We start from the raw sequence: 21,275 nt of genomic DNA, 5'->3' as shown, positions 1-21,275 counted from the left end.
TCAGGGCCGGGGCAGCACGAAGTAGACCCAGGGGGCGATGAGGGGCGCGTCCTCGCGGGGCTCGCGCTCCCGCGCCTCGGGCTCCGGGGCCCGCGCGCGTGGAGGGGACGCGGGGGCCGGAGTGGCCCGCGCGGTGGCGCGGGGACGGCGGCGCGGGGGCGTGCGCGGGTGCGGGGCGTAGCGCACGCCCACCCCCAGCAGGGCCAGGGCGCCCACCAGGGACGCCACCACCCAGCGCCGGGCGTCCCGCTTCTGTCTCTCAGAATCGACCATGGCGCAGCAGCTCCCTCTTGGAAATGGTGCCCAGGAGCAGCCCGCGCGTGTCCACCACCGGCAGGCGCTCCACGGCGGTGTCGCCGAACAGGTGGGCCACCTCGGACAGCGACATGTCCGCGCGCACGGTGGGCACGGTCAGGTCCATCACGTCCGCGGCCAGCGTCATGTCCAGCAGCTCATGGTCCGGGATGTGGCCCTTGAGCGAGTCCAGGACGACGACGCCCAGCAGCCGCCCCGCCTCGTCGGTGACGTAGAGGTCGAAGCCCGCGGGCACCTCCAACAGCCGCACCACCACTTCCCGGAACGAGGTGCGCGGGTGCACCGTGGGCGCCTCCCGCGTGAGCAGCGCGGCCACCCCCGTCGGGCGCAACCAACTGGGGCCCTGGCGCTCGGGCAGCCGCACGTTGCGCCGGGAAAGACTGGAGGTGTAGAGCGAGTCCGGGCACAGGCCCCGGCTCACCACCGTCGACAGCACGCACATGAGCATGAGCGGCAGGACGATGTCGTAGTTGCCCGTCAGCTCGAAGATGATGAGCACCGAGGAGACCGAGGCGTGGGTGGTGCCCGCGAGGATGGCGCCCATGCCCAGGAGCGCGTAGGCCCCCGGCGGCGCCACGCCCGGCCACACCCACTGGGCGAGCGAGCCCAGCGCGCCCCCGAGCAGCGCCCCGTAGAAGAGCGAGGGCGTGAAGAGCCCGCCGGGAATCCCCGCGCCCGCGCACAGGGCGGTGGCCACCATCTTGAGCAGGGGCAGCAGCAGCAGCAGCATCAGCGGCAGCTGGCCCTGCAGCGCCGCGTTCACCGAGTCGTACCCGTTGCCCAGCAGTTGGGGAAACCAGATGGCCGCCCCCCCCACCGCGCCCATGGACACCACGGGCAGCAGCGCGGCGCGCACCGGAGGCGCGCCCTCCAGCGCCACCGCGAAGGCATTCACCGTGCGCACGTAGAGCGCCGAGGCCACGCCGAGCACCGGCCCGAAGAAGATGGCCAGCAGCATCTCCCGCGGGTTGAGCAGGTGGTACTGGGGGATGAGGTAGCTCGGGTGGTCGGCGATGAGGATGCGCGACACCAGCGTGGCCACCACGCACGACAGCACGATGGGGCCGAACAGCTCCAGCGCCAGGCCGCCGAGCAGCACCTCCAGGCCGAAGAGCGCGCCCCCGATGGGGACGTTGTACGCCGCGGCGATGCCCGCCGAGGCCCCACACGCCACCAGCAGTCGCACCCGATCCGGCGGCAGGCGCAGCTGCGTGCCCAACGCGGACGCCGTGGCGGCCCCGGACTGCAACAGCGCCCCCTCGCGGCCCAGGGGCGCCCCGAGCCCCACCGCCACGATGGACACCACGCCCCGGAACAACGTCCGGGGCAGCTGCATCCGGCCGGACTTCACCCAGATGGACTCGATGATGCCGGCGGTGCCATGGCCTCGCAGCGGCTGGCGGATGAGCAGCACCAGGGCCGACACCAACCCCCCCGCCAGGACCGTCACCCCCACCCGGTGGGCCGCCGAGGTCTGCTCCACGGACGCCAGGAAGGTGTCGGCGCCCTCGGACCAGGCGAGGCGTTGCACCCAGCGCAGGAAGGAGACCAGCAGGACCGCGCTCAGCCCGCTCGCCAGGCCGGTGACCACGACCAGGACCCAGAAGCGCTGCGCGTCCCCCAACAGGCGCCGCAAGGGCCGGAGCGGATGGAGGATCACGCGGAGAAAGGAGGAGCCCACACGTTCGACCATAACCCCCGCCCCCGTGCCCTCCACGTGGGATTCACCCCCTCCGCGCCTTCCCCGACAGGCGCGGCGAGGGCTCGCGGGCCCGGCCGCTCTCAATGCCCCGGCGCGCCCCGCAGCAGGTTCAGGCGCCGCCGGGCCCCCCGGTTCTGGGGCTCGAAGCGCAGGGTCTCCTCCAGCCGCTCGCGGGCCCGGCGGATGTCTCCCTGGCGGGCGTAGGCATCCGCGAGCAGCACCAGCACCCCGGTGTTGTAGGGCTGCAGGTCCAACGCGCGCTCCAACCGCCGGGTGCCCGTGGTGAAGTCCCCCTGGCGCAGCGCGAGCTGACCGAGCGCGATGTGCGGCAGGGGCAGGCCCTCCGAGGCGGGCGCGCGCGCCAGCGCCTCCAGGGCCTGGGTGCCCCGCGCATCCCCCGCCCCCGCGAGCGCGAGCGCCGCGGCCTGCCGCACCCAGAGCGACGGGTCGTCCAGCAAGGGCACCACCCCCGCCAGGGCCCCGGGCACGTGCGTGGCGGCCAGCGCCGCGACCACCTCCGAGCGCAGGCCCGCGTCCGGGGCCGAGGCGAGCGCCGTCACCAGCACCGGCACCGCGTCCCGGGAGAAGCGCTGGGCGAGGATGCGCGCCGCCGCGCCCCTCAAGGACGGGGCCTCGTGCGTGTCCAGCACCACCTGCTCGAGCGCCGGGCGGCTGTCCCGGGCGGTCTTCACGGCCAGCGCGTCCGCCAGCCGCAGGCGCCGGGCCTGCCGCGCCTTCGCCCGCGGCCACCACCGGGCGAGCGCCGCGTCCATGGACGCGGGGGAGGCCTGGGCGTGCGTGTGGCAGGCGTTGCAGGCGTTGGGGATGCCGTGCTTCACCGTGTTGCCCGGCACGGGCACGTCGAGCGCGTGGTCCGCGAAGGTGTCGAGCACGCCCGTGACGGTGGGCGGCATGTGGCAGGCCACGCAGTCGGGCGCCCCCGCCGAGGCATGGTGCGTGTGCCGCGCCCCCTCGGCCGTCTCTTTCGCGTGGCAGCCCTGGCAGCTCGCCGCGCCCACCGGGGCGCCCGGGCGCGGCGGGGGCAGCTCGTTGCTCCCGTGCGCGGCATGGGGCGCGCTGTGACAGGTGAGGCAGGTGGCGCCGCCCTTCAAATGACAGCGCGACTGGAGGAGCGCCTGGTACTCGAAGCTGGACGTCCTCGGCCGCCCGTCGTCGAAGAAGTCCCCCGAGCGCTCCTCGTCGAGCAGCACCACCAGGGGCTGGTAGCGGTCCTCGTAGCGCTCGCCGGGCGTGAAGTGGTGGGGCGCGTCCAACGAGGGAAAGAGCGTGCGGTGCGGCCCATGGCACTGGCCGCAGACGGCCAGGCCCTCGGCGGGCGCGACCCGGGCGGGCTGGACGATGTCGCGCGCCTGCTGCGTCTCCACGTGGCGCGAGCCCGGCCCATGGCAGCTCTCGCACGCCACGCCCGCGTCCGCGAACCCCGTGCGCCACTGGTGGCTCGCGCGGTCGTAGCGCGTGTCGAGCCCCGTCACGTGGCAGTCCAGGCACGCGTGCTGCGCGGTGCGCTGCCAGTTGGTCCAGAAGAAGGGGTGCTCCGGCGTCAGCGCGCCCTGCTTGGACTCCGAGTAGTCCACCCACGCGCCAGGGCCCGTCACGTGGAAGTAGACGGGCAGCACCTGCCAGCGCCCGTCGGGCAGTTGGGTGAGCGGATCCTGCATCCGCTTGCCCCCCACCACCCAGTCCACCGGGTAGTCGGCGAGCGCGCCCGAGGCGCCCCGGGTCCGCATGAAGGCGCGCGTGTCCCGCCGCGTCATCCACGCCTCGCTGGAGGTGCCCTGGTAGTGGGCGTTGGCGAAGTCGCCCACCACCCACTCCGGGCGCGCCGCCGAGAGCGCCCGCGCGTGCCAGTCCTGGCGCCACGCGGCGTGCTCGTCCTCGTGGCACTCGGCGCAGCGGGCCGACCCCACGTACCCCGACGCGGGCGAGGCCAGCACGGGCGCCGCGACGGGCGGGGGCGGAGACGCCGCGGGCACGGGCGCGGGCGCCGGACGCGCGCTCCGCGAGGCCACGAGGCCTCCGAGCCCGAGCAGGGCGGCGGCGCCCAGGACGAGGAGCGGGACGCGCGCCGGCCTCACATGAGACCCGAGGCGGTCTCGCGCACGGTCGCCCGGAGGACGTCCAGGTCCACCGGCTTGTCCAGGAAGGCGCTCACCCCGAGCCGCCGGGCCTCGGCGCGCGTCTCCTCATCCGCGAAGGAGGACAAGAGGATGACGGGGCAGGACAGGCCCGCGGCGTGGAGCTGCGCCAGCACCTCCAGGCCGGTGCGCCCCGGCATGCGGATGTCCGAGAGGATGAGGTCCGGCGCGCGCAGGGGGCCCCCACACACCTGCGTCAAGGAGACGTAGTCGGCCAGCTCGTACCCGTCCTCCAGGGCCACCACCGCGTAGCCCGCGCGCGCCAGGGTCAGCGTCAAGAGCGCGCGCATGTCCTCATCATCCTCCGCCAGGAGGATGCGCAGGGGCCGGGGCTCGGCGGGAAGAAAGGACATCATGACGGACGCTCCCGATGAAGAATCACCTCGAAGGACCACCTCGGGCGCTTGAGCATGGCGCGTGCCAGGGCCCTCCCGGGCGCGCGCCGGCCCCCCGCGCCCGACGCCACGGGGCACGCTGCCCCCCTCGGGGCATTCCGCCTCGCGCTTCGCCCCGCCCCGGCGCCCCCCAGCCCCGGGTCTCCGAGGAGAAGGCGCCTTGGCATGCGCGATGCTTTGAGTGTCGGGCGTGGAGGCCGCACCTCGCGGTCCTCCCTTGAGGAGGCAGTTCCCATGAAGCGCTCGTCCATCCTGCTCGGTGTCGCCGTGTCCCTGCTGTCCGTTGGCGCGTTCGCGGCCCCGAAGGAGGCTCCCAAGCCGACGACGTCCGCCCCGGCGAAGAAGCCCGCCAAGAAGGCCACCAAGCCCACGGAGAGCCAGAAGCCTCCGATGCACAAGACGAAGAGCTGAGCCCCCGCTCCCCCACCCCCTGGCCCCGGGAGTCGTCCGTTCCTGAACCCGGCCAGGGTGTGCACCGTTGTGGGGCCCGGGCGCTCGGCTAAGACCCGGAGCCCCTGTCATGAAGCTCGCCCGGAAGATCGTCCTCGCCCTCGTCCTGCTCGCCTTCGCGGTCATCGCGGGGCTGGAGACCATCGAAGTGCGGCGGGAGCTCGCCCGCTCCATGCGGGACATGGAACATGACCACCGCCTGCTCGGCCACATGCTGGGCGGCTCGTTCGTGCGGGCCTGGGAGCTGGAGGGCGAGGAGGAGGCGCTGCACATCCTCGCGGACGCCAACCGCTTCCAGGAGCAGATCCGCCTGGGCTGGCTGTGGCTCGACTCGCCCCCGGGCCAGGCCCTGCCCGCCCCCATCCTGCGCGGCCTGCGCGCCGGCCATGACGCGTCCTTCGTGGACACGGGCCCGGTGCCGGGCGTGCGGCGCTCCTTCACCCCGGTGATGATCGACGAGCGGCGCGGCGCCATCGAGCTGACCGAGGCCCTCACCGAGCAGCGCCAGCACGTGCGCCAGACGGTGACGGGCACCGCCGTGGCCACCGCCGCCATCACCTTCGCCTTCTTCCTGGTCGCCATGGCCATGGGCCGCCGGCTGGTGGGCCGCCCCGTGGAGCAGCTCGTCGCCATGGCGCACCGCCTGGGCCAGGGGGACCTCGCGGCCCGGGTGCACCTGCACCAGCAGGACGAGCTGGCCACGCTCGCGGGCGCGATGAACCAGATGGCCGGGGACCTGGCGTCCGCGCGCGCCCAGGTGGACGCGGAGACGGCGGCGCGCCTGGCCACGCTCGAGCACCTGCGGCACTCGGACCGGCTGGCCACCGTGGGCAAGCTCGCCTCGGGCGTGGCGCACGAGCTGGGCACGCCGCTCAACGTGGTGCTCGGCCGCGCGCGGATGATCGCCGCCGGCGAGGCCGAGGGCGAGGAGGTGCCCGAGTACGCGCGCATCATCGCCCAGCAGGTGCAGCACATGACGGGCATCATCCGCCAGCTGCTCGACTTCGCCCGGCGGCGCACGCCCCAGCGCGCCCCGGAGGACCTGTCCCAGCTCGTGGCGCGCACGCTCTCGCTCCTGCAGCCCCTGGCGGCCCGGCGCCACATCCAGCTCGCCCAGGAGTCCCCGGGCCCCCTGCTGCTGGAGGTGGACGCGGGCCAGCTCCAGCAGGCCCTCACCAACCTCGTGGTCAACGGCCTGCACGCCATGAAGCAGCCGGGCACCTTGCGCGTGCGCCTGGGCCACGCGCGCGCCCTGCCCCCCACGGACCTGGGAGGCCCCGAGGCCGAGTGGGTGCGGCTGGACGTGGTGGACGAGGGCGAGGGCATCGCCCCGGAGGTGCTGCCCCGCGTGTTCGAGCCCTTCTTCACCACCAAGGACGTGGGCGAGGGCACGGGGCTGGGCCTGTCCGTGTCCTATGGCCTCATCCGGGACCACGGCGGGTGGATCTCCGTGAGCAGCGAGCCCGGACGCGGTAGTTGTTTCTCCATCTTCCTGCCGCCCGAAGCGGGCCCATCACCGGAGGCCGAGACATGAGCACCCCCCCCAAGGGCCGCATCCTGGTCGTCGAGGACGAGCGCGAGATGCGCGCGCTCCTGGAGAAGGGCCTCACGCGCCGGGGCTTCCAGCCCACGGTGCTCGCGAGCGCCGCGGAGGCCTTCTCGCGGCTGGAGGCCGAGGACTTCGACACCGTGCTCACCGACCTGCGCATGCCAGGCATGGACGGGCTGGCGCTGTGCGAGCGCGTGGTGCTCAACCGGCCGGACATCCCCGTGGTGGTGGTGACGGCCTTTGGCAGCATGGAGACGGCCGTGGCGTCCATCCGCGCGGGCGCCTACGACTTCGTGACCAAGCCGGTGGACCTGGACGCGCTGGTGCTCCTGCTGGAGCGGGCGGTGCGGCACCGGGCGCTGCGCGAGGAGGTGCGGCGGCTGCGCCGGGCGCTGCACGACGCCTCGGCCGACGGCGGCGTGGTGGGCGAGAGCCTGGCGCTCAAGCGCGTGTACGAGCTCATCGACCGGGTGGCCGACGCGGACGCGTCCGTGCTGGTGACGGGCGAGAGCGGCACGGGCAAGGAGGTGGCGGCGCGCGCGCTGCACGCCCGGAGCCGCCGGCACGCGGGGCCCTTCGTGGCCATCAACTGCGCGGCCATGCCCGAGGCCCTCCTGGAAAGCGAGCTGTTCGGCCACGCCAAGGGCGCCTTCACCGACGCCAAGGCCGCGCGCACGGGCCTGTTCGTCAAGGCGAGCAACGGCACGCTCTTCCTGGACGAGGTGGGCGAGATGCCCCTCACCCTCCAGCCCAAGCTCCTGCGCGCGCTGCAGGAGCGCACCGTGCGCCCGGTGGGCGGGGACACGGAGGTGCCCTTCGACGCGCGCATCGTGGCGGCGACCAACCGGGACCTGGAGCTCGCCGTGGAGGAGAACCGCTTTCGCGAGGACCTGTACTACCGCCTCAACGTCATCGGCCTGGAGCTGCCGCCCCTGCGCGCCCGGGGCAACGACGTGCTCCTGCTCGCCCAGCGCTTCCTCGAGCACGTCGCCGCGCGCAGCGGCAAGCGCGTGCAGGGCCTGAGCCCCGCGGTGGCCCAGAAGCTGCTCGCCTACGGATGGCCCGGCAACGTGCGCGAGCTGCAGAACTGCATCGAGCGCGCCGTGGCCCTCACCTCCTTCGAGGAGCTCACGGTGGAGGACCTGCCCGAGCGCATCCGCGACTACCGCGCCTCCAACCCGAGCGCCCAGGCCAGCGACGTGTCGGAGCTCGTGTCCCTGGAGGAGATGGAGCGGCGCTACATCCAGCGCGTCATCGAGACGGTGGGCGGCAGCCGCACCCTCGCCTCGCGCATCCTCGGCGTGGACCGCAAGACGCTCTACCGCAAGCTGGGCCGCCGCCACCCCGTGGCCGCCTCGCTCGCCGCCGAGGACAAGGAAGACCCCAGGGAGTAGCGGCGCGGCGGAGGACTCCCGACAACCTCCCCAGGAGTTGAAACCCCTCCTAGGATGACCGCCCCCTCGGTTCTCCCCGGAGTGCTTCATGGCTTTACGCAACGTCCTTGTCCTGGTGGGCCTCGCGCTGCTCGCGGCATGTGGGCCCGGCGCTCTCCCCGCCGCCTCCGAGAACGCCCCCCCGGCGGGTGAGGCGCCCGCGCTGCGGTTCGCCTTCGCGGGGCCCGAGGACACGCTCGACCTCGGCACGAGCACGCCCGTCCTCGACTTCGGGCCGGTGCGGGTGGGGACGCAGAGCGCCCGCGTGCTCGAGCTGCGCAACCTCGGCTCGACGCCCGTGAAGCTCGAGTCGCTCGCGCTCTCCGCGGGTCAGGCCTTCACCCTGCGCTCCCTCCCGGCGCTTCCCTACACCCTCGAGCCGCAGGCCGTCCTGAAGCTCGAGGTGGGCTTCGCGCCCCTCGTGGAAGGGGCGCTGGCGCAGACCCTGAAGCTCACGAGCAACGATCCCGCCACGCCCCTGCTCACCGTGGACCTGCGGGGCCTGGGGGTCGCGCCCAGACTGGTCGTGACCCCCTCGTCGGTCCTTGAATTCGGAGCGGTGCGCGTGGGGCACGCGAAGACCCTTGAAGTCCAGGTCCAGAACCGGGGCACGGGGAGCGTGACGATTCCCGCCGTGAATGTTCAAGGCGCCTCCGCCTTCGTGCTCGACGGAGCGCCGATCTTCCCCCTCACACTCGCTCCGGACGGCATCTTCACCCTGCGGGTGCGCTTCACGCCCATGGGGGAGGGCGCCTTCGCCGCGCAGCTGTCGCTGAAGAACGACGACCCCTCCGCCGAGCCCCTCGGCGTCGCGATGCGGGGCCAGGGCGCGATGCCCCGCCTCGAGACGCCCTACGCCACGCTCGATTTCGGAACGGTCGCCCTGGGCACCTCGAGCGTCCAGCGGGTGTTCCTGCGCAACACGGGTTCGGGCGACACCTTCCTCCACGCGGCGGACATCGCGGGCGCCCCCGCCTTCTCCCTCCACGGGGCGACCTTTCCCCTGGTCCTGCCCGCCGGCGCCATGACGACGTTCGAGGTGAAGTACCACCCCACCCAGGCGGGCGCGAGCCTCGGCAAGCTCACCTTCGTGACCGATGAAGGCCTCTCGCCCCTCTCCATCACCCTCCAGGGCCAGGGCGGTGGGGGCACCGGCACGGACCCGGACCTCGTCTGGGCCCCGTCCGCGATCGACTTCGGCGCGCAGCGCAAGGGCACCACCGCCACCCGGCTGCTCACCGTGACCAACGAGGGCACCGCCCCCCGGATCATCACCGCCGTGGCGCTCGACGCCCACGCCTACCCCGTCTTCACCGCGACCACGCTCCCGCTGCTGCCCTTCTTCCTCGCTCCCGGCTCCAGCGTGCAGTTCCAGGTCACCTTCAACCCGGTGGGCACGGGGGCGTTCGCGAGCGCCCTGACGCTCACCACCTCGGATCCGCTGAGCCCCTCCACCTCGGTGCCGCTCACGGGCACGGGCACGGGCACCGCGTTCGGCGCGGACTAGGGGTGTCCTGGCGCGCGGGGCGCTAACCTGGGGGGCCCCCACCCCCAGGAGACGCCCCCATGCTCACGCTCCACCACCTCAACCACTCCCGCTCCCAGCGCATCCTGTGGCTGCTGGAGGAGCTGGAACTCGACTACGCGCTCGTCCCCCACCAGCGCGACGCCCACACGAACCTCGCCCCCCCGGAGCTCAAGTCCGTGCACCCCCTGGGCAAGGCCCCGGTGCTGGAGGATCAGGGGCGGGTCATCGCCGAGTCCGGCGCCATCATCGACTACGTGGTGCGCCGCCATGGCGGGGGACGGCTCGCGCCCCCGCCGGACTCGGTGGCGTTCGACGCCTACGTGGAGTGGCTGCACTACGCCGAGGGCTCGGCCATGCTGCCCTTCATGCTCGGGCTCTACCTGAGCCGGCTCGGCGACGCGGCGGCGCCGCTCCAGCCCCGCCTGGGCAGCGAGGTGCACAACCACCTCACCTACATCGCCAATGCCCTGGGCGAGCACGAGTACCTGGTAGGTGACACGTTCACCGCCGCCGACATCCAGGTCGGCTTCGTGCTGGAGGCCGCTCAATCCAGTCACGCCCTGGGCCGCTTCACCAACCTCGTCGCCTACCTGCGGCGCCTGCACGAGCGGCCCGCCTACCAGCGCGCCCTCCTGCGCGGCGGCCCCTTCGACCTCTCCGCCATGCGCAAGCGCAAGGACTGACACGTCCGGCGGGGGGGTGGCCCCCGTTCCTGACGTGTCAACCGCCCGGCGGACACGTCCATCGGGCCCGGCCGCCGCCCGCGCACCGAGGAGGCGGACACGAACCCCCTCCATGCACGTCTGGCATTGGATCTGCAATCATGCGCGGCACGGACCCGCGCCCCCAGCCGGGTCCGCCACTCTCCCGGGGGTTCCCATGTCATCCGCTCAAACCGTGTCGTCGCGCAGCGAGTCGTCCGCGTCCGAGTACCAGTACAACTACACGTACGTCGCGCCCCTCGCGATGGCCCAGGGAGTTCCCGCCAACCAGCGGCCCACGCTGGAGTGGTGGGGACAGGTCATCACGCAGGTGCTCCACATCGCGAGCAACCGCCTGCACTGGGTCCAGGAGCAGGAGCAGCGCAAGCACGGCGGCGCGGCGCCGGCCCTCTCGCTGCACGTGGACCTGTCGCACGTGGGCGTGGGCGCGCTGGACCTCGGCCACCTCCAGGCCCTGCCCGCGCCCTCCACGCTGGCCGGCAAGCTGTTCGGCGAGCTGCACGAGTTCGGCGAGGCCGCCGAGCTGGCCGGAAAGGCCGCGCTCCTGGCCCGCAAGGCCTTCAACCAGGAGCTGGGCAGCGTGTTCGACGTGCTCAAGCTGGTGCTCGAGGCCATCACCACCAAGCCCACGGGCCGGCCGGGCTCGATGCAGGACTACTTCAACCTCTTCACCACCCTGCCCCTGCCCGCGGCGGCCTCGAGCTACGAGGAGGACACCACCTTCGCTTGGATGCGCGTGGCGGGCTTCAACCCGCTCGTGCTGCGCCGCGCGCACACGCTCGAGGACACGCTCGGCCTCCAGGACGCGGCGCTCGGCGCCGTGCTCGGCGAGGGCGACACCGTCCAGCGCGCCCTGGACGAGGGCCGCCTGTACCTGGCGGACTACAAGGCGCTCGCGCGCGTCGTCAACGGCAACGCCCCCGTGAGCCCCAAGTACTGCTTCGCGCCTCGCGCCCTGTTCGGCCTGCCCGCGGGCAGTGGGCTGCGGCAATTGCGTCCCCTGGGCATCCGCTGTGGCCAGGACGCGAGCACCTATGCGCTCTTCACGCCCGCCGACGGGGAGGCCTGGCTGCAGGCCAAGACGACCGTCAACGTGGCGGACGTGAACTACCACGAGATGATCTCCCACCTGGGCCACACCCACCTGCTCGTGGAGCCCTTCGTGGTGGCCACCCACCGCAACCTCCCGGACGACCATCCGGTGAGCCTGCTCTTGCGGCCGCACTTCGAGGGCACGCTCTACATCAACAACGCCGCGCAGGCGAAGCTCATCGCCCCCGGCGGAGACGTGGACATGCTGATGGCGGGCACCATCCAGGCCAGCCGCACCGTCTCCGTGGAGTCACTGCTCGACACCCAGGACTTCGACTTCAACCAGGGCATGCTGCCCAACGCCCTGAAGCAGCGGGACGTGAACGACCCCGACCTGGACTACCCCTACCGTGAGGACGCGCGGCTCGTGTGGGGCGCCATCGAGAACTGGGTGCGGGCCTACGTGGGCCTCTACTACACCTCGGACACGGCGGTGGCCCAGGACACCGCGCTCCAGGCCTGGAGCGCCGAGGTGGTCGCCCAGGAGGGAGGCCGGGTGAAGGGCTTCGGCGAGGACGGCGTCGCCGGCAAGCTGACCACGGTGGACTACCTCATCCAGGCCCTCACCATGCTCATCTTCACCGGCAGCGCCCAGCACGCGGCGGTGAACTTCGCCCAGGCCGGGGTGATGACGTTCGTGCCGCTCGCCCCCGCGGCCGCCTACCGCGCCGCGCCGCCCAACCGCGCCGACGCCGCGCTCAACCCGGGCCTGGATCAGTACCCGCCCCTGGACATGGCCGCCGAGCAGCTCAGCTTCCTGTCCCTGCTCGGCGGGGTGCACCACACGAAGCTCGGGGACTACCCCTTCCTGTGGTTCAAGAACCTGCACGTGCACGGCCACCTGAAGAACTTCCAGGCGGACCTGGAGCGCATCGGCGCCACCATCCAGGAGCGCAACACGACGCGCCGCTTCCCCTACCCCTACTTCATCCCCTCGGCCATCCCCCAGAGCATCAACATCTGAGCCGAGCCCCCTGAGCGCTCCCGCCCGGCGGACACGCTGTCCCGCCGGGCCCCGCGGCTCCCGGTCAATCTGTCACGGCGCGGCGGCCGGGAGGCGTCGTCTCCGAGAGGGAACCGCCGCGTGACACGTCGCATGAAGTGTCTGTCTCGCGAAAGCGAGGCACACCTGATGCGATTCCACGGGGGGATGGGTCTCACCTGTCTGGTGTGGGCGGCGGTCGCGGGGGCGGCGGGGCCCGACATGCGCGCGCACTTCAAGGCCGACGACGGGAACCAGGGCTTCGAGCAGCTCATGGCGTCACATGTCGCCCACCGCGACGGAGTGCCCGCCGAGGGCACGCTCGACAAGGCCTTCATCGCGCTGCTCGCCGATGCCCTGCGTCCCCCGGAGCGCTTCAAGGTGGCGGACTGGGTGCTCTGCGTGTCGCCCACGCGCGAGGAGGACGGCACGGTCCTCCTCGTCGACTCCGTCCAGCATGTTCCAGAGGCCGAGCAGCGGGCCCGGGGCGCGGATCTCATCGTCCACTACCGGCGGGTGAAGGCCCCCGGCGAGCACACGACACGCCGGGTCTGGCCCTACGCCGTCCTGCGCACGCGCGGGCTTCACGGCAAGGTCCTCTGCCAGGCCGTGCCGGAATGACAGGGCACGTCCCGCGCGCTCACGGGGAGAGGCCGCCGGGACGAAAGCCGTGGCCCATGTCCGAAAACGAGGGATCCCACCAAAACGGACACGGGTCAGCCCCTGTCGACCCGGGCCCCGAGCGCATCGGACCCCGTTGTCGGCCTACATTGGCGCCCCACGGCCCCGAGGCCGCCCTGGGAGAACCCGTACCGTGAGCCCCGATCCCGTCCACGACGCGCAGTCCTTGAACCCCGAGACCTCGCGCCTCCAGGCCGATTCGTCCGAGCCCGCCCCCAGTCGGACGCGGGCGCTGATGGCCACCGCCGGGCGCGCGGCCGCCACCATCGCCGGGCGCACACTGGGCTTCGGGGTACTCGGCTTCGTGCTCGGCCTGGTGGTCTTCGCCGTCGAGCTGGGCACGGGAGCGCTCAGGACCCCGCCCGGGGACGCGTGGCGCTACGGCGTCTATCTGCTGGGTCCGCTCTACTTCGCGGCGGGGGTGGTGGGGCTCGGCGCCGCGGGCATGTGGCGGGGCATCGGCCGCGTGGCGATGAACCTGGTGGAGCAGCACCGGCTGTCCCAGCACCTCGTGGAGCGGGTCATCGAGCGCGCCGCCCTGCTCGCGGAGGGAGCCGCCACGCCGGCCGTCCTCCGCAGACCCCTGCCCATCCAGAAGCTGCGCGCGCTCATCCACGAGGCCAGTGAGCGCACCGCGGCGGACGAGGAGGGATATTCGAGCCTCGGCGCGCTGTCTCGCGCCATCCTCGGCAAGGTGCGGCGCGGCGTGGTCGGCCTCATCGAGGAGCGCCTCGACGCCCTCATCGGTGAGCAAGCGCACGACACGAGCACCGTGGAGCTCACGCTCGCTCGGCTCAACGACCTCGCCCGGGAGCAGCTCCAGCAGTGGGTCCTGGACGCCCTGGACGGAGCGCGCAACAAGCAGGCGCTGCTGTGGAGCGGCCTGTTCGTGGCCGTGGTGGCGCTGCCGCCCCTCGCGCTCGCGTATCTGCGCTGACGCGGGAAGCGAGCGGGGGGCACTGGACAACGCGCCGGAGTTGGATGAAGGGGGAGGCCTGGAGGCGCCATGGAGACCCAGGATCCCGAGCCCATCTTCCCGCACGAGCTGCGCGACGCCTGGCCCGCGCTCTCGCGCGATGAGCGCGTGGAGAGCTTCCGGCTCGTCCCCCACGCCACCGCCGACGACTTCTTCCTGTCCTTGTCCGCCCAGGAGCAGGCGGCGCTGCTGCTGTCGCTCGGGCCGGGCGAGCGGCGCACGTGGCTGCGGCTGCTCGCCCCGGACGACGCCGTGGACGTCATCCAGGGCACGCCGGCCGACCTGCGCGCGTCGCTCCTGCACGAGCTGGACGAGAGCACCCGCCGCGAGGTGCAGGCGCTGATGGCCTACGCCGAGGACCACGCGGGCGGCCTGATGAATCCCCGCTTCGCGCGCGTGCGGCCGGACATGACCCTCGACGAGGCCATCAGCTACCTGCGCCGCCAGACGCGCGAGAAGGTGGAGACGGTCTATTACGCCTACGTGCTCGACCCCCAGCAGCAGTTGCTCGGGGTGGTGTCCCTGCGCCAGCTCTTCCAGGCGGCGCCGGACAAGCGCGTGGCGGACGTGATGAGCCGCGACCTCATCACCGTGGCCGAGGACATGGACCAGGAGGCGGTGAGCCGGGTGTTCGCCGAGCACGCGCTCATGGCCATTCCGGTGGTGGATGCCCAGCGGCACATGAAGGGCATCGTCACCGTGGACGACATCGTCCAGGTGGTGCGGGAGGAGGCCACCGAGGACATCCAGAAGGTGGGCGGCATGGAGGCCCTGGACGCGCCCTACTTCGACGTGGGCCTGCTCGCCATGCTCAAGAAGCGCGCGGGCTGGCTGCTCGTGCTCTTCGTGGGCGAGATGCTCACCGCCACCGCCATGGGCCACTTCGAGGACGAGATCGCCCAGGCGGTGGTGCTCGCGCTCTTCGTGCCCCTCATCATCAGCTCGGGCGGCAACTCGGGCAGCCAGGCCACCACGCTCATCATCCGCTCGCTGGCGCTGGGGGAGATCCGCCTGCGCGACTGGTGGCGCGTGGCCCGGCGCGAGGTGCTCGCGGGCGTGGCGCTGGGGACCACCCTGGGCCTGGTGGGCATCGTGCGCATCCTCGTGTGGCAGGGGCTGTTCCACTCCTATGGCGAGCACGCCGTGCGGGTGGCGCTCACCGTGGGCCTGTCGCTCGTGGGCGTGGTGACGTGGGGCACGCTCTCCGGCTCCATGCTGCCCTTCCTGCTGCGCCGCCTGGGCTTCGATCCGGCGAGCGCCTCGGCGCCGTTCGTGGCCACGCTCGTGGACGTGTCCGGGCTGGTCATCTACTTCTCCGCGGCGAGCCTCATCCTCAAGGGCACACTGCTGTAGGCTCACCCGCCGTGAACACGATCCTGCCTCCCCACGAGCTGTGGGCACCCCACGTGCGCGCCCATCCGCATCCCCTCTACGCGCGCATGCGGCGGGAGGGGGCGGTGTTCGCCCAGCGGGACCTGGCGCGGGACATCCCCGTCTGGGTCACCACCGATTACCCGACGGCCCTGGAGGTGCTGCGCGACCCGCGCCTCACCAAGGACGAGCGTCTGGTGCCCGCCGAGGCGCGGCAGTCGCGCACGCCGGAGATGCTGGCGATCAACCGCAACATGCTCATGTCGGATCCACCGGACCACACGCGGCTGCGCACGCTCGTGTCCCAGGCGTTCACCCCGCGCCGGGTGGAGGCGCTGCGCCCGCGCGTGGAGGCCATCACCCACCGGCTGCTGGACGCGCTGCCGCGCGAGGGCCCCGTGGATTTGATCGACACCTTCGCCTTCCGGCTGCCCGTGACGGTCATCGCCGAGCTGCTCGGGGTGCCGCCCGAGGACCAGGATCAGTTCCGCGAGTGGACGGGGGCCATCACCGCCCCGCCCACCCAGGCGCGGCTGGAGGCGCTGCGCCGCGCCAGCCTCGGGCTCAAGGCGTACATCCAGGCGCTGGCGGAGCAGCGGCGGGCCGCGCCGCGCGATGACCTCATCAGCGCACTGCTCCAGGCCGAGGAGCAGGGGGACCGGCTGTCGGCCGAGGAGTTCATCGGCATGGTGGTGCTGCTGCTGGGCGCGGGCCACGAGACGACGGTGAACCTCATCGGCAATGGCGTGTGGGCGCTCCTGCGCCACCCCGAGCAGCTCGAGCGGCTGCGCAAGGACCCGTCCCTGGCGGGCCCGGCGGTGGAGGAGGTGCTGCGCTACCGGGGGCCGGTGGAGGTCGCCACCCACCGCTGGGCGCGGGAAGACCTCGCGCTGCGGGGCCAGGTGGTTCCCGCGGGGCACACCGTGTACGTCTCGCTGCTGGCGGCCAACCACGATCCCGCGCAGTTCCCCGAGCCCGAGCGCTTCGACATCACCCGCGAGCCCAACCGGCACCTCGGTTTTGGCTTCGGCATCCACTACTGCGTGGGGGCGCCCCTCGCGCGGCTGGAGGCCACGCTCGCCCTGCCCCTGCTCTTCGAGCGCCTGCCGCGCCTGCGCCTGGCGGTGGCGGAGCACGCGCTCCCCTGGAGCGAGGGCATCATCATGCATGGCATGAAGCAGCTGCCCGTGGCGTACTGAGCCCCCTCCCATGCGACCCCTCTGTCCGACCTGTCAGCGGCCCTTCACCCCAGGGGCCACCCTGTGCGCCGCCTGCGGCGCGTCCCTGCTCCTGGAGGCGCGTCCGGGAGACACCCTGCCCGTGTGCGCCGAGCACCCCACGCTCCGGGGCCTGGGCACCTGTGAGCGCTGTGGGGCGTTCGCCTGCGCGCGGTGTCTGCGCACGGATGCCCTGGGGGGCACGCGGTGCGCGCGGTGCGAGGGCCTCGACCCGGACCAGCCCCTGCCCTGGGACCAGCGCGAGGCGCTGGGCACGCTGCCGGCCTTCTGGAAGACGCTGGTGCAGGTGATGCTGCGGCCGGACACGCTGCGCCTGGCGCGCGCCGAGGACAGCGTGGGCAGCTCGCTGTATTTCACCCTGCTGTGCGCCCTGCCCGTGTGCGTGGTGACGGGGCTGCTCTACCTGGGCATCTTCAACGCCATGCCCTCGATGATGCAGTACCTGCTGCCCCCCGAGAAGCTCAAGGGCGATGGCTCGGGCCTGGAGATGGTCCGCTGGATGGGGTGGGGCTTCTTCGCCGTGAGCGTGTTCCTCGGCCCGCCGCTGTTCCTGCTGCTCACGCTGGCGAGCGCGGCCGTGGACCACCTGATGCTGCGCGTGACGGGCGGCGTGCCGCGCGGCTTCCGGGTGACGCTCCGGGCCAACGCGCTCTCGCAGGCCGCCTGGACGCTCGGCGCCATTCCCTTCCTCGGCACGCAGGTGGCGCCCTTCTGGGCGCTCGTGTCCCGCGTCTACGCCTACCGGGGACTGCACCGGACCACCTGGGGCCCGGCGTTCGCGGGGGCGCTGCTCGCGCCCCTGCTGTCCTGCTGCCTGTGCGGCGGCGGCTACCTGGCGCTGCTCGTCTTCCTCTTCAAGCACGCCCCCTAGAGGGCGTAGGTGGCGTAGCAGCTGCCGGCGGGGCCGCCGCCCGCGCTCTCGGCGTTGGGCGCGGACAGCCACGCACCCTCGGCGCCGCACTGCTGCCAGGCCGCGGTGGAGCGCGACTGCACGCAGGTGCGCGTGGGCACCGAGCGGCCCAGGGTGACGGAGCTGCACCAGGGGTAGGAGATGGTGCAGGTGGTGGGCCTGGCGGTGGTGCCGGCCGTGAACTCCCCGTTGACGCACTGCCGCCAGACGCCGTCGGACGAGGACTGCACGCAGCCGCCCGCCTTCACGTCCCCGTCCACCGTGCCCGAGTAGCAGGCGGTGCTGGTGGACGCGCTCCAGTTGTACTCGGCCTTGAACTGGCTGAACTTGAGCGCCACGAGCGACGAGCCGCCCACGGTGGTGCGGCCGCACTGCGTGGCGTACGCGCCCACCCAGGGGGTGTACGTGTAGAGCGCGGCGGTGGCCTTGTTGGCCGGCTTCACCGTGCACGGGTCCGACGTGCTCTTCGACACGTTCACCTTCCAGCCCGACACGGTGGCGCGGCCCGCGTCCAGGTCCGTGAGGTAGCCGCGCAGCTTCTTGGCCGAGCACTCCACCTGCTTGCCGAAGCCGGCGTAGGACGTGCTGCACCCGCCGCTGTCCGGACAGCCACAGCCCGTGGCCTTGGCCAGGTTGGTGGAGGTGCCACTGGTGACGAGGCTCGACTCCGTCTGGATGCGCGCGAGCATGTACAGGGGGCTGATGCCGCTGGCCTTGGACTGCTCCACGATGAGCGCCGCCGCGGTCTTGTTCCACGCCGGGTCCGTGTAGCCCGCCAGGTAGGAGCCCTTCTGCTGGAGGAACTGCTGCACCTGGGCCGTGGTGATGCCCTGCCCGCCGGTGATGTCCGTGTCCTCCAGCAGGCGGTGCATGTCGAAGCTCGTCGTGGCCGGCTCGAGCAGCTGCCCCGTCAGCTCGTCCACCACGGCGGGCGCCTCGGAAGCAGGGCCACACGCCACCAACAGCGCCGGCAGACACCACCACATGCGTCGCGGATTCATCACGGACCTCGGAGGGGGAAGGCGGCCAGGTTCGGACCGCGAGGGGTCCCCCTCATAGCACCCGGAAAGAGGTGATTCCTCGTTTTTCTAGAATCCGAGAAGAAATCAACGTCCCAGGCGTTTCCGGGCCCGGGCCCGCGCCGCGTCGAGGGCGTCGCCCACGTCGGCGGCCTGCGGGGACGGCTCGGGGGACGGGGGCGCCGCGGCCGGGGAGGCGGCCGGGGCGCGCCGCAGGGGCCTCGGGCCCGAGAGGAAGCGGCGCACGGCGACCTCGGCCAGGAGCGCGCCCAGGGCGAGCGCCACCAGCCACGGCGCGAGCGCCACCCGCCCCTCGGAGCCGGGGGTGCGCGCGAATACCCCGGTGAGCGACAGGAGCTCCACGCCCCCGCCCACGGCCGCCACCCCGCGCAGCACCTCCAGGCCCTCCTGGCGCGAGCCCGGCTCGAACTCGGGCGCGTAGGGCAGCGTCACCGGGGGCGCGCGCAGCACCCGGGTGCCCAGCTTCACCACGGGGTGCCAGGAGCCGCTGCCCGGCAGCGTGTACTCGGCCACCATGCGCTCCTCGTCCTCCCAGCGCAGCGGCACCTCCACCGGCGCGCTCCGCCCGTCTCCCGGCAGCACCACCAGCGAGGGCAGCGCCCCGGGCAGGGCCTCGCCCGGCGCGAAGTCCAGCGACACGCGCAGCCGGTCTCCCCGCCGCTCCGAGCGCGCCACCGCCGTCCCGCCGCCGCCCGCGCCGCCCAGGGCCCAGCGCACCATGCCCTCGAGCGTCCCGCGCAGGCCCGTCCACGTGCGCAATTCACCCGTGTACTCGCCATCCACCTCCGCCAGGAAGGCCACCGCGCGCCCCGCCCCCCGCGGCCACAGCGCCAGCACCGGGGCCGCGTGGTCATCCAGCGTGCGCAGGGCCACGCTCGCGCGCGGCCGGAGGTAGGCCAGGTTGTAGCCGCCCACCTGGGGCAGCCCCAGCGCGGGCAGCGGGCCGAGCAGGGGCAGGTCCGGCGCCGCCTCCAGCGAGGTGGGCGTGTCCACGAAGGTGGCGCGCGCCACGGTGAGCGTCTCCTGGCTGAAGATGCGGGGCAGGCTCGCGGCGTCCTCGGCGAAGTACATGCGGCCCCCGCCCCGCTCGGCGATCTCCCGCAGCAGCGCCGCGTCCGGATCCTTCTCCGTGCCCAGGCCGATGACGGAGACGGTCACCTTCTGTTGGCGCAGCGCCTCGAGCGTCTCCCGGTAGTCCGCCGCCTGCTCCGAGTCCGCCGCGTCCGAGAAGAGCAGCACGTGGCGCGTGGCCTTCTGGCTGCCGAGCACCTGGTCGCGGCCCTCGCGCAGGGCGGTGCCCACGTAGATGCCGCCGCCGCCGCTGAAGCCCCGGGCCACCTCGTTGAGCGGCAGGCCCCGCTCCACCGGGCTCATGGGGAAGAGCCGGTGCACCTCGGTGTCCACCATGGCCACGGACGCCTCGTCCTTGGGGTTGAGCAGGGTGAGCGCGCCCACGACGCCCTCGGCCGCCAGCTCCATCTTCGTGCGCCCGTCGGGAATCTGCACGCCCATGGAGCAGCTGCAGTCCATGAGCACGCTCAGGGCCACGTCGATGCGGCGCTGCTCCTCGCGCATCTCCAGGGACACGGGCAGGAGCGGCTCCACGGGCGAGTGGCGGTAGCCGCCCTCGGAGAAGCTCGCGCGGCCGCCCGTCATCACCAGGCCGCCGCCCGCCACCTCCACGTACGCGGCCACCGCGCGCAGGCCCGGCTCGCCCAGGCGGTTGGCGTCCACGTTCTCCAGCACCAGCGCGCCCACGCCCTCGAGCGCCTCCAGGGTGAGGCGGAAGGGCGCGCGCACCTCCAGCGTCAGGCCCGCCGCGCGCAGGGCCCGGGCGAGCGTGCCCTCGGGGCTGTCGGTGAGCAGCAGCACCCGGGGCGGGCCCTCCACCCGGACGATCGCCTGGCCCACGTCGTTCTCCACCACGCCATCCCCCGGCGCCTCGACCGTCAGCCGGTAGGAGACGAGGCCCGGCGTGTCCACCACGTCCCGCAGGGGCAGCAGGTTGGGGCCGGCCTGGAAGTCGAAGGGGCCCTGGAGGAGCACGCGGCCGTTGCGCTCCAGGCGCACCCTGCCCGTGACGGGCGCCGTCGCGCGCACCACGCCCGTCATCTGGAAGGGCTCGCGCGCGGTGACGGACGTGGGCGTGTCCAGGGAGAGCACGGCCAGGTCCAGGGGCACGTCCTCGCGGGCGAGCTGGCGGAAGTCCACCGCGAGCCCCCGGGCCGCGAGCCGCCGCGCCGCGCCGCGCGCATCCGCGCCGGTGGCCCGTCCGTCCGAGAGCACCACCACCCGCCCCGTGCGGCCCGGGGGAATGAGCGCCCCCGCCGCGTCCAGCGCCGCCGACAGGTCCGAGGCCTCCGCGTCCACCGGGCGGGTAAAGCCCCCGAAGTGGCCCGCCTCGCTCAAGGGCTGCTCCACCCGCGCCTCGCGCCCGAAGGCGATGACGCCCACGCGGTCTCCCGCGCGCCGCTGGGCCTCCAACAGGGCCACCGTCTCCGTGGCCTCGCGGCCCGCGTCCCCGGGCATGGAGCGCGAGCGATCCACCACCACCACCACGTCGCCGCCCGCGTCGCGCAGCGTCCACGAGGGGCCGGACAGCGCGCCGAGCACCAGCACGAGCAACAGCCCGCGCAGCACCAGGGGGGGACCGGGCCGCCGGCCCGTCTTCCACACGAGCAGGCCCAGGGGCACGAGGAGGATCCACACCTGGGGCAGAGTGAAAGTCATTCGCG

The 21,275-nt window shown here is 73.2% G+C and carries 17 protein-coding genes; 11 read left to right on the top strand and 6 right to left on the bottom strand.

Annotation, left to right across the window (positions count from 1 at the left end):
- The 4 genes from I3V78_RS08035 to I3V78_RS08020 form a co-directional block, all read right to left on the bottom strand.
- Positions 1 to 273: a hypothetical protein gene (locus I3V78_RS08035; protein ID WP_204485728.1), complete on the bottom strand. Its 273-nt coding sequence runs from the start codon at positions 271 to 273 to the stop codon at positions 1 to 3.
- Positions 260 to 1,975 (bottom strand): chloride channel protein, encoded by a 1,716-nt coding sequence (locus I3V78_RS08030; protein WP_338023493.1) that lies wholly within the window; start codon positions 1,973 to 1,975, stop codon positions 260 to 262. Before I3V78_RS08030 ends, I3V78_RS08035 begins: the two co-directional genes overlap by 14 nt.
- A 122-nt stretch (positions 1,976 to 2,097) precedes the next feature.
- Positions 2,098 to 4,113, bottom strand: a complete 2,016-nt coding sequence (locus tag I3V78_RS08025; RefSeq protein ID WP_204485726.1) for a HEAT repeat domain-containing protein — start codon at positions 4,111 to 4,113, stop codon at positions 2,098 to 2,100.
- Complete coding sequence (locus tag I3V78_RS08020) at positions 4,110 to 4,529, bottom strand: response regulator (RefSeq protein ID WP_204485725.1); 420 nt, start codon at positions 4,527 to 4,529, stop codon at positions 4,110 to 4,112. Before I3V78_RS08020 ends, I3V78_RS08025 begins: the two co-directional genes overlap by 4 nt.
- Before the next feature lie 273 nt (positions 4,530 to 4,802).
- Here I3V78_RS08020 and I3V78_RS08015 point away from each other — a divergent pair, with 273 nt between their 5' ends.
- From I3V78_RS08015 to I3V78_RS07965, 11 genes are all read left to right on the top strand, one after another.
- Positions 4,803 to 4,979 carry a hypothetical protein gene (locus I3V78_RS08015; RefSeq protein ID WP_204485724.1) on the top strand — a complete coding sequence of 59 codons (177 nt, stop codon included), beginning with the start codon at positions 4,803 to 4,805 and terminating at the stop codon, positions 4,977 to 4,979.
- A 109-nt stretch (positions 4,980 to 5,088) separates the two neighbouring features.
- Positions 5,089 to 6,552, top strand: coding sequence for a sensor histidine kinase (locus I3V78_RS08010; protein ID WP_204485723.1), 1,464 nt, complete (start codon positions 5,089 to 5,091; stop codon positions 6,550 to 6,552).
- The gene (locus tag I3V78_RS08005; RefSeq protein ID WP_204485722.1) at positions 6,549 to 7,961 is read left to right on the top strand and encodes a sigma-54-dependent transcriptional regulator; all 1,413 of its coding nucleotides are present in this window, start codon (positions 6,549 to 6,551) and stop codon (positions 7,959 to 7,961) included. The genes I3V78_RS08010 and I3V78_RS08005 overlap by 4 nt, the downstream gene beginning before the upstream one ends.
- Before the next feature lie 88 nt (positions 7,962 to 8,049).
- Positions 8,050 to 9,507 (top strand): choice-of-anchor D domain-containing protein, encoded by a 1,458-nt coding sequence (locus I3V78_RS08000; RefSeq protein WP_204485721.1) that lies wholly within the window; start codon positions 8,050 to 8,052, stop codon positions 9,505 to 9,507.
- Between the two features lie 59 nt (positions 9,508 to 9,566).
- A complete protein-coding gene (locus tag I3V78_RS07995; RefSeq protein WP_204485720.1) occupies positions 9,567 to 10,211 on the top strand; it encodes a glutathione S-transferase family protein in 645 nt (214 codons plus the stop codon).
- Between the two features lie 196 nt (positions 10,212 to 10,407).
- On the top strand, positions 10,408 to 12,306 hold the full coding sequence (locus I3V78_RS07990; protein ID WP_204485719.1) for a lipoxygenase family protein: 1,899 nt from the start codon (positions 10,408 to 10,410) through the stop codon (positions 12,304 to 12,306).
- Between the two features lie 186 nt (positions 12,307 to 12,492).
- The gene (locus tag I3V78_RS07985) at positions 12,493 to 12,945 is read left to right on the top strand and encodes a hypothetical protein (RefSeq protein WP_204485718.1); all 453 of its coding nucleotides are present in this window, start codon (positions 12,493 to 12,495) and stop codon (positions 12,943 to 12,945) included.
- Positions 12,946 to 13,138: 193 nt separating this feature from the next.
- A complete protein-coding gene (locus I3V78_RS07980) occupies positions 13,139 to 13,942 on the top strand; it encodes a hypothetical protein (protein ID WP_204485717.1) in 804 nt (267 codons plus the stop codon).
- 69 nt (positions 13,943 to 14,011) lie between these two features.
- The gene (mgtE, locus tag I3V78_RS07975) at positions 14,012 to 15,334 is read left to right on the top strand and encodes a magnesium transporter (protein WP_204485716.1); all 1,323 of its coding nucleotides are present in this window, start codon (positions 14,012 to 14,014) and stop codon (positions 15,332 to 15,334) included.
- Positions 15,335 to 15,345: 11 nt separating this feature from the next.
- Complete coding sequence (locus I3V78_RS07970) at positions 15,346 to 16,551, top strand: cytochrome P450 family protein (RefSeq protein ID WP_338023492.1); 1,206 nt, start codon at positions 15,346 to 15,348, stop codon at positions 16,549 to 16,551.
- Positions 16,552 to 16,561: 10 nt separating this feature from the next.
- The gene (locus I3V78_RS07965) at positions 16,562 to 17,461 is read left to right on the top strand and encodes a YIP1 family protein (RefSeq protein ID WP_204485715.1); all 900 of its coding nucleotides are present in this window, start codon (positions 16,562 to 16,564) and stop codon (positions 17,459 to 17,461) included.
- On the opposite strand, the gene I3V78_RS07960 is transcribed toward I3V78_RS07965, so the two are convergent.
- Both I3V78_RS07960 and I3V78_RS07955 read right to left on the bottom strand, forming a co-directional pair.
- Positions 17,458 to 18,501 (bottom strand): hypothetical protein, encoded by a 1,044-nt coding sequence (locus I3V78_RS07960; protein ID WP_204485714.1) that lies wholly within the window; start codon positions 18,499 to 18,501, stop codon positions 17,458 to 17,460. The genes I3V78_RS07965 and I3V78_RS07960 overlap by 4 nt on opposite strands.
- A gap of 105 nt (positions 18,502 to 18,606) precedes the next feature.
- A complete protein-coding gene (locus I3V78_RS07955; RefSeq protein WP_204485713.1) occupies positions 18,607 to 21,270 on the bottom strand; it encodes a VWA domain-containing protein in 2,664 nt (887 codons plus the stop codon).
- Positions 21,271 to 21,275: the final 5 nt, after the last annotated feature.

Source organism: Archangium primigenium (genome assembly GCF_016904885.1).
In the GTDB taxonomy this organism is placed as follows: Bacteria; Myxococcota; Myxococcia; order Myxococcales; family Myxococcaceae; genus Cystobacter; species Cystobacter primigenius.
This window is presented reverse-complemented; position numbering and strand designations above follow the sequence as displayed.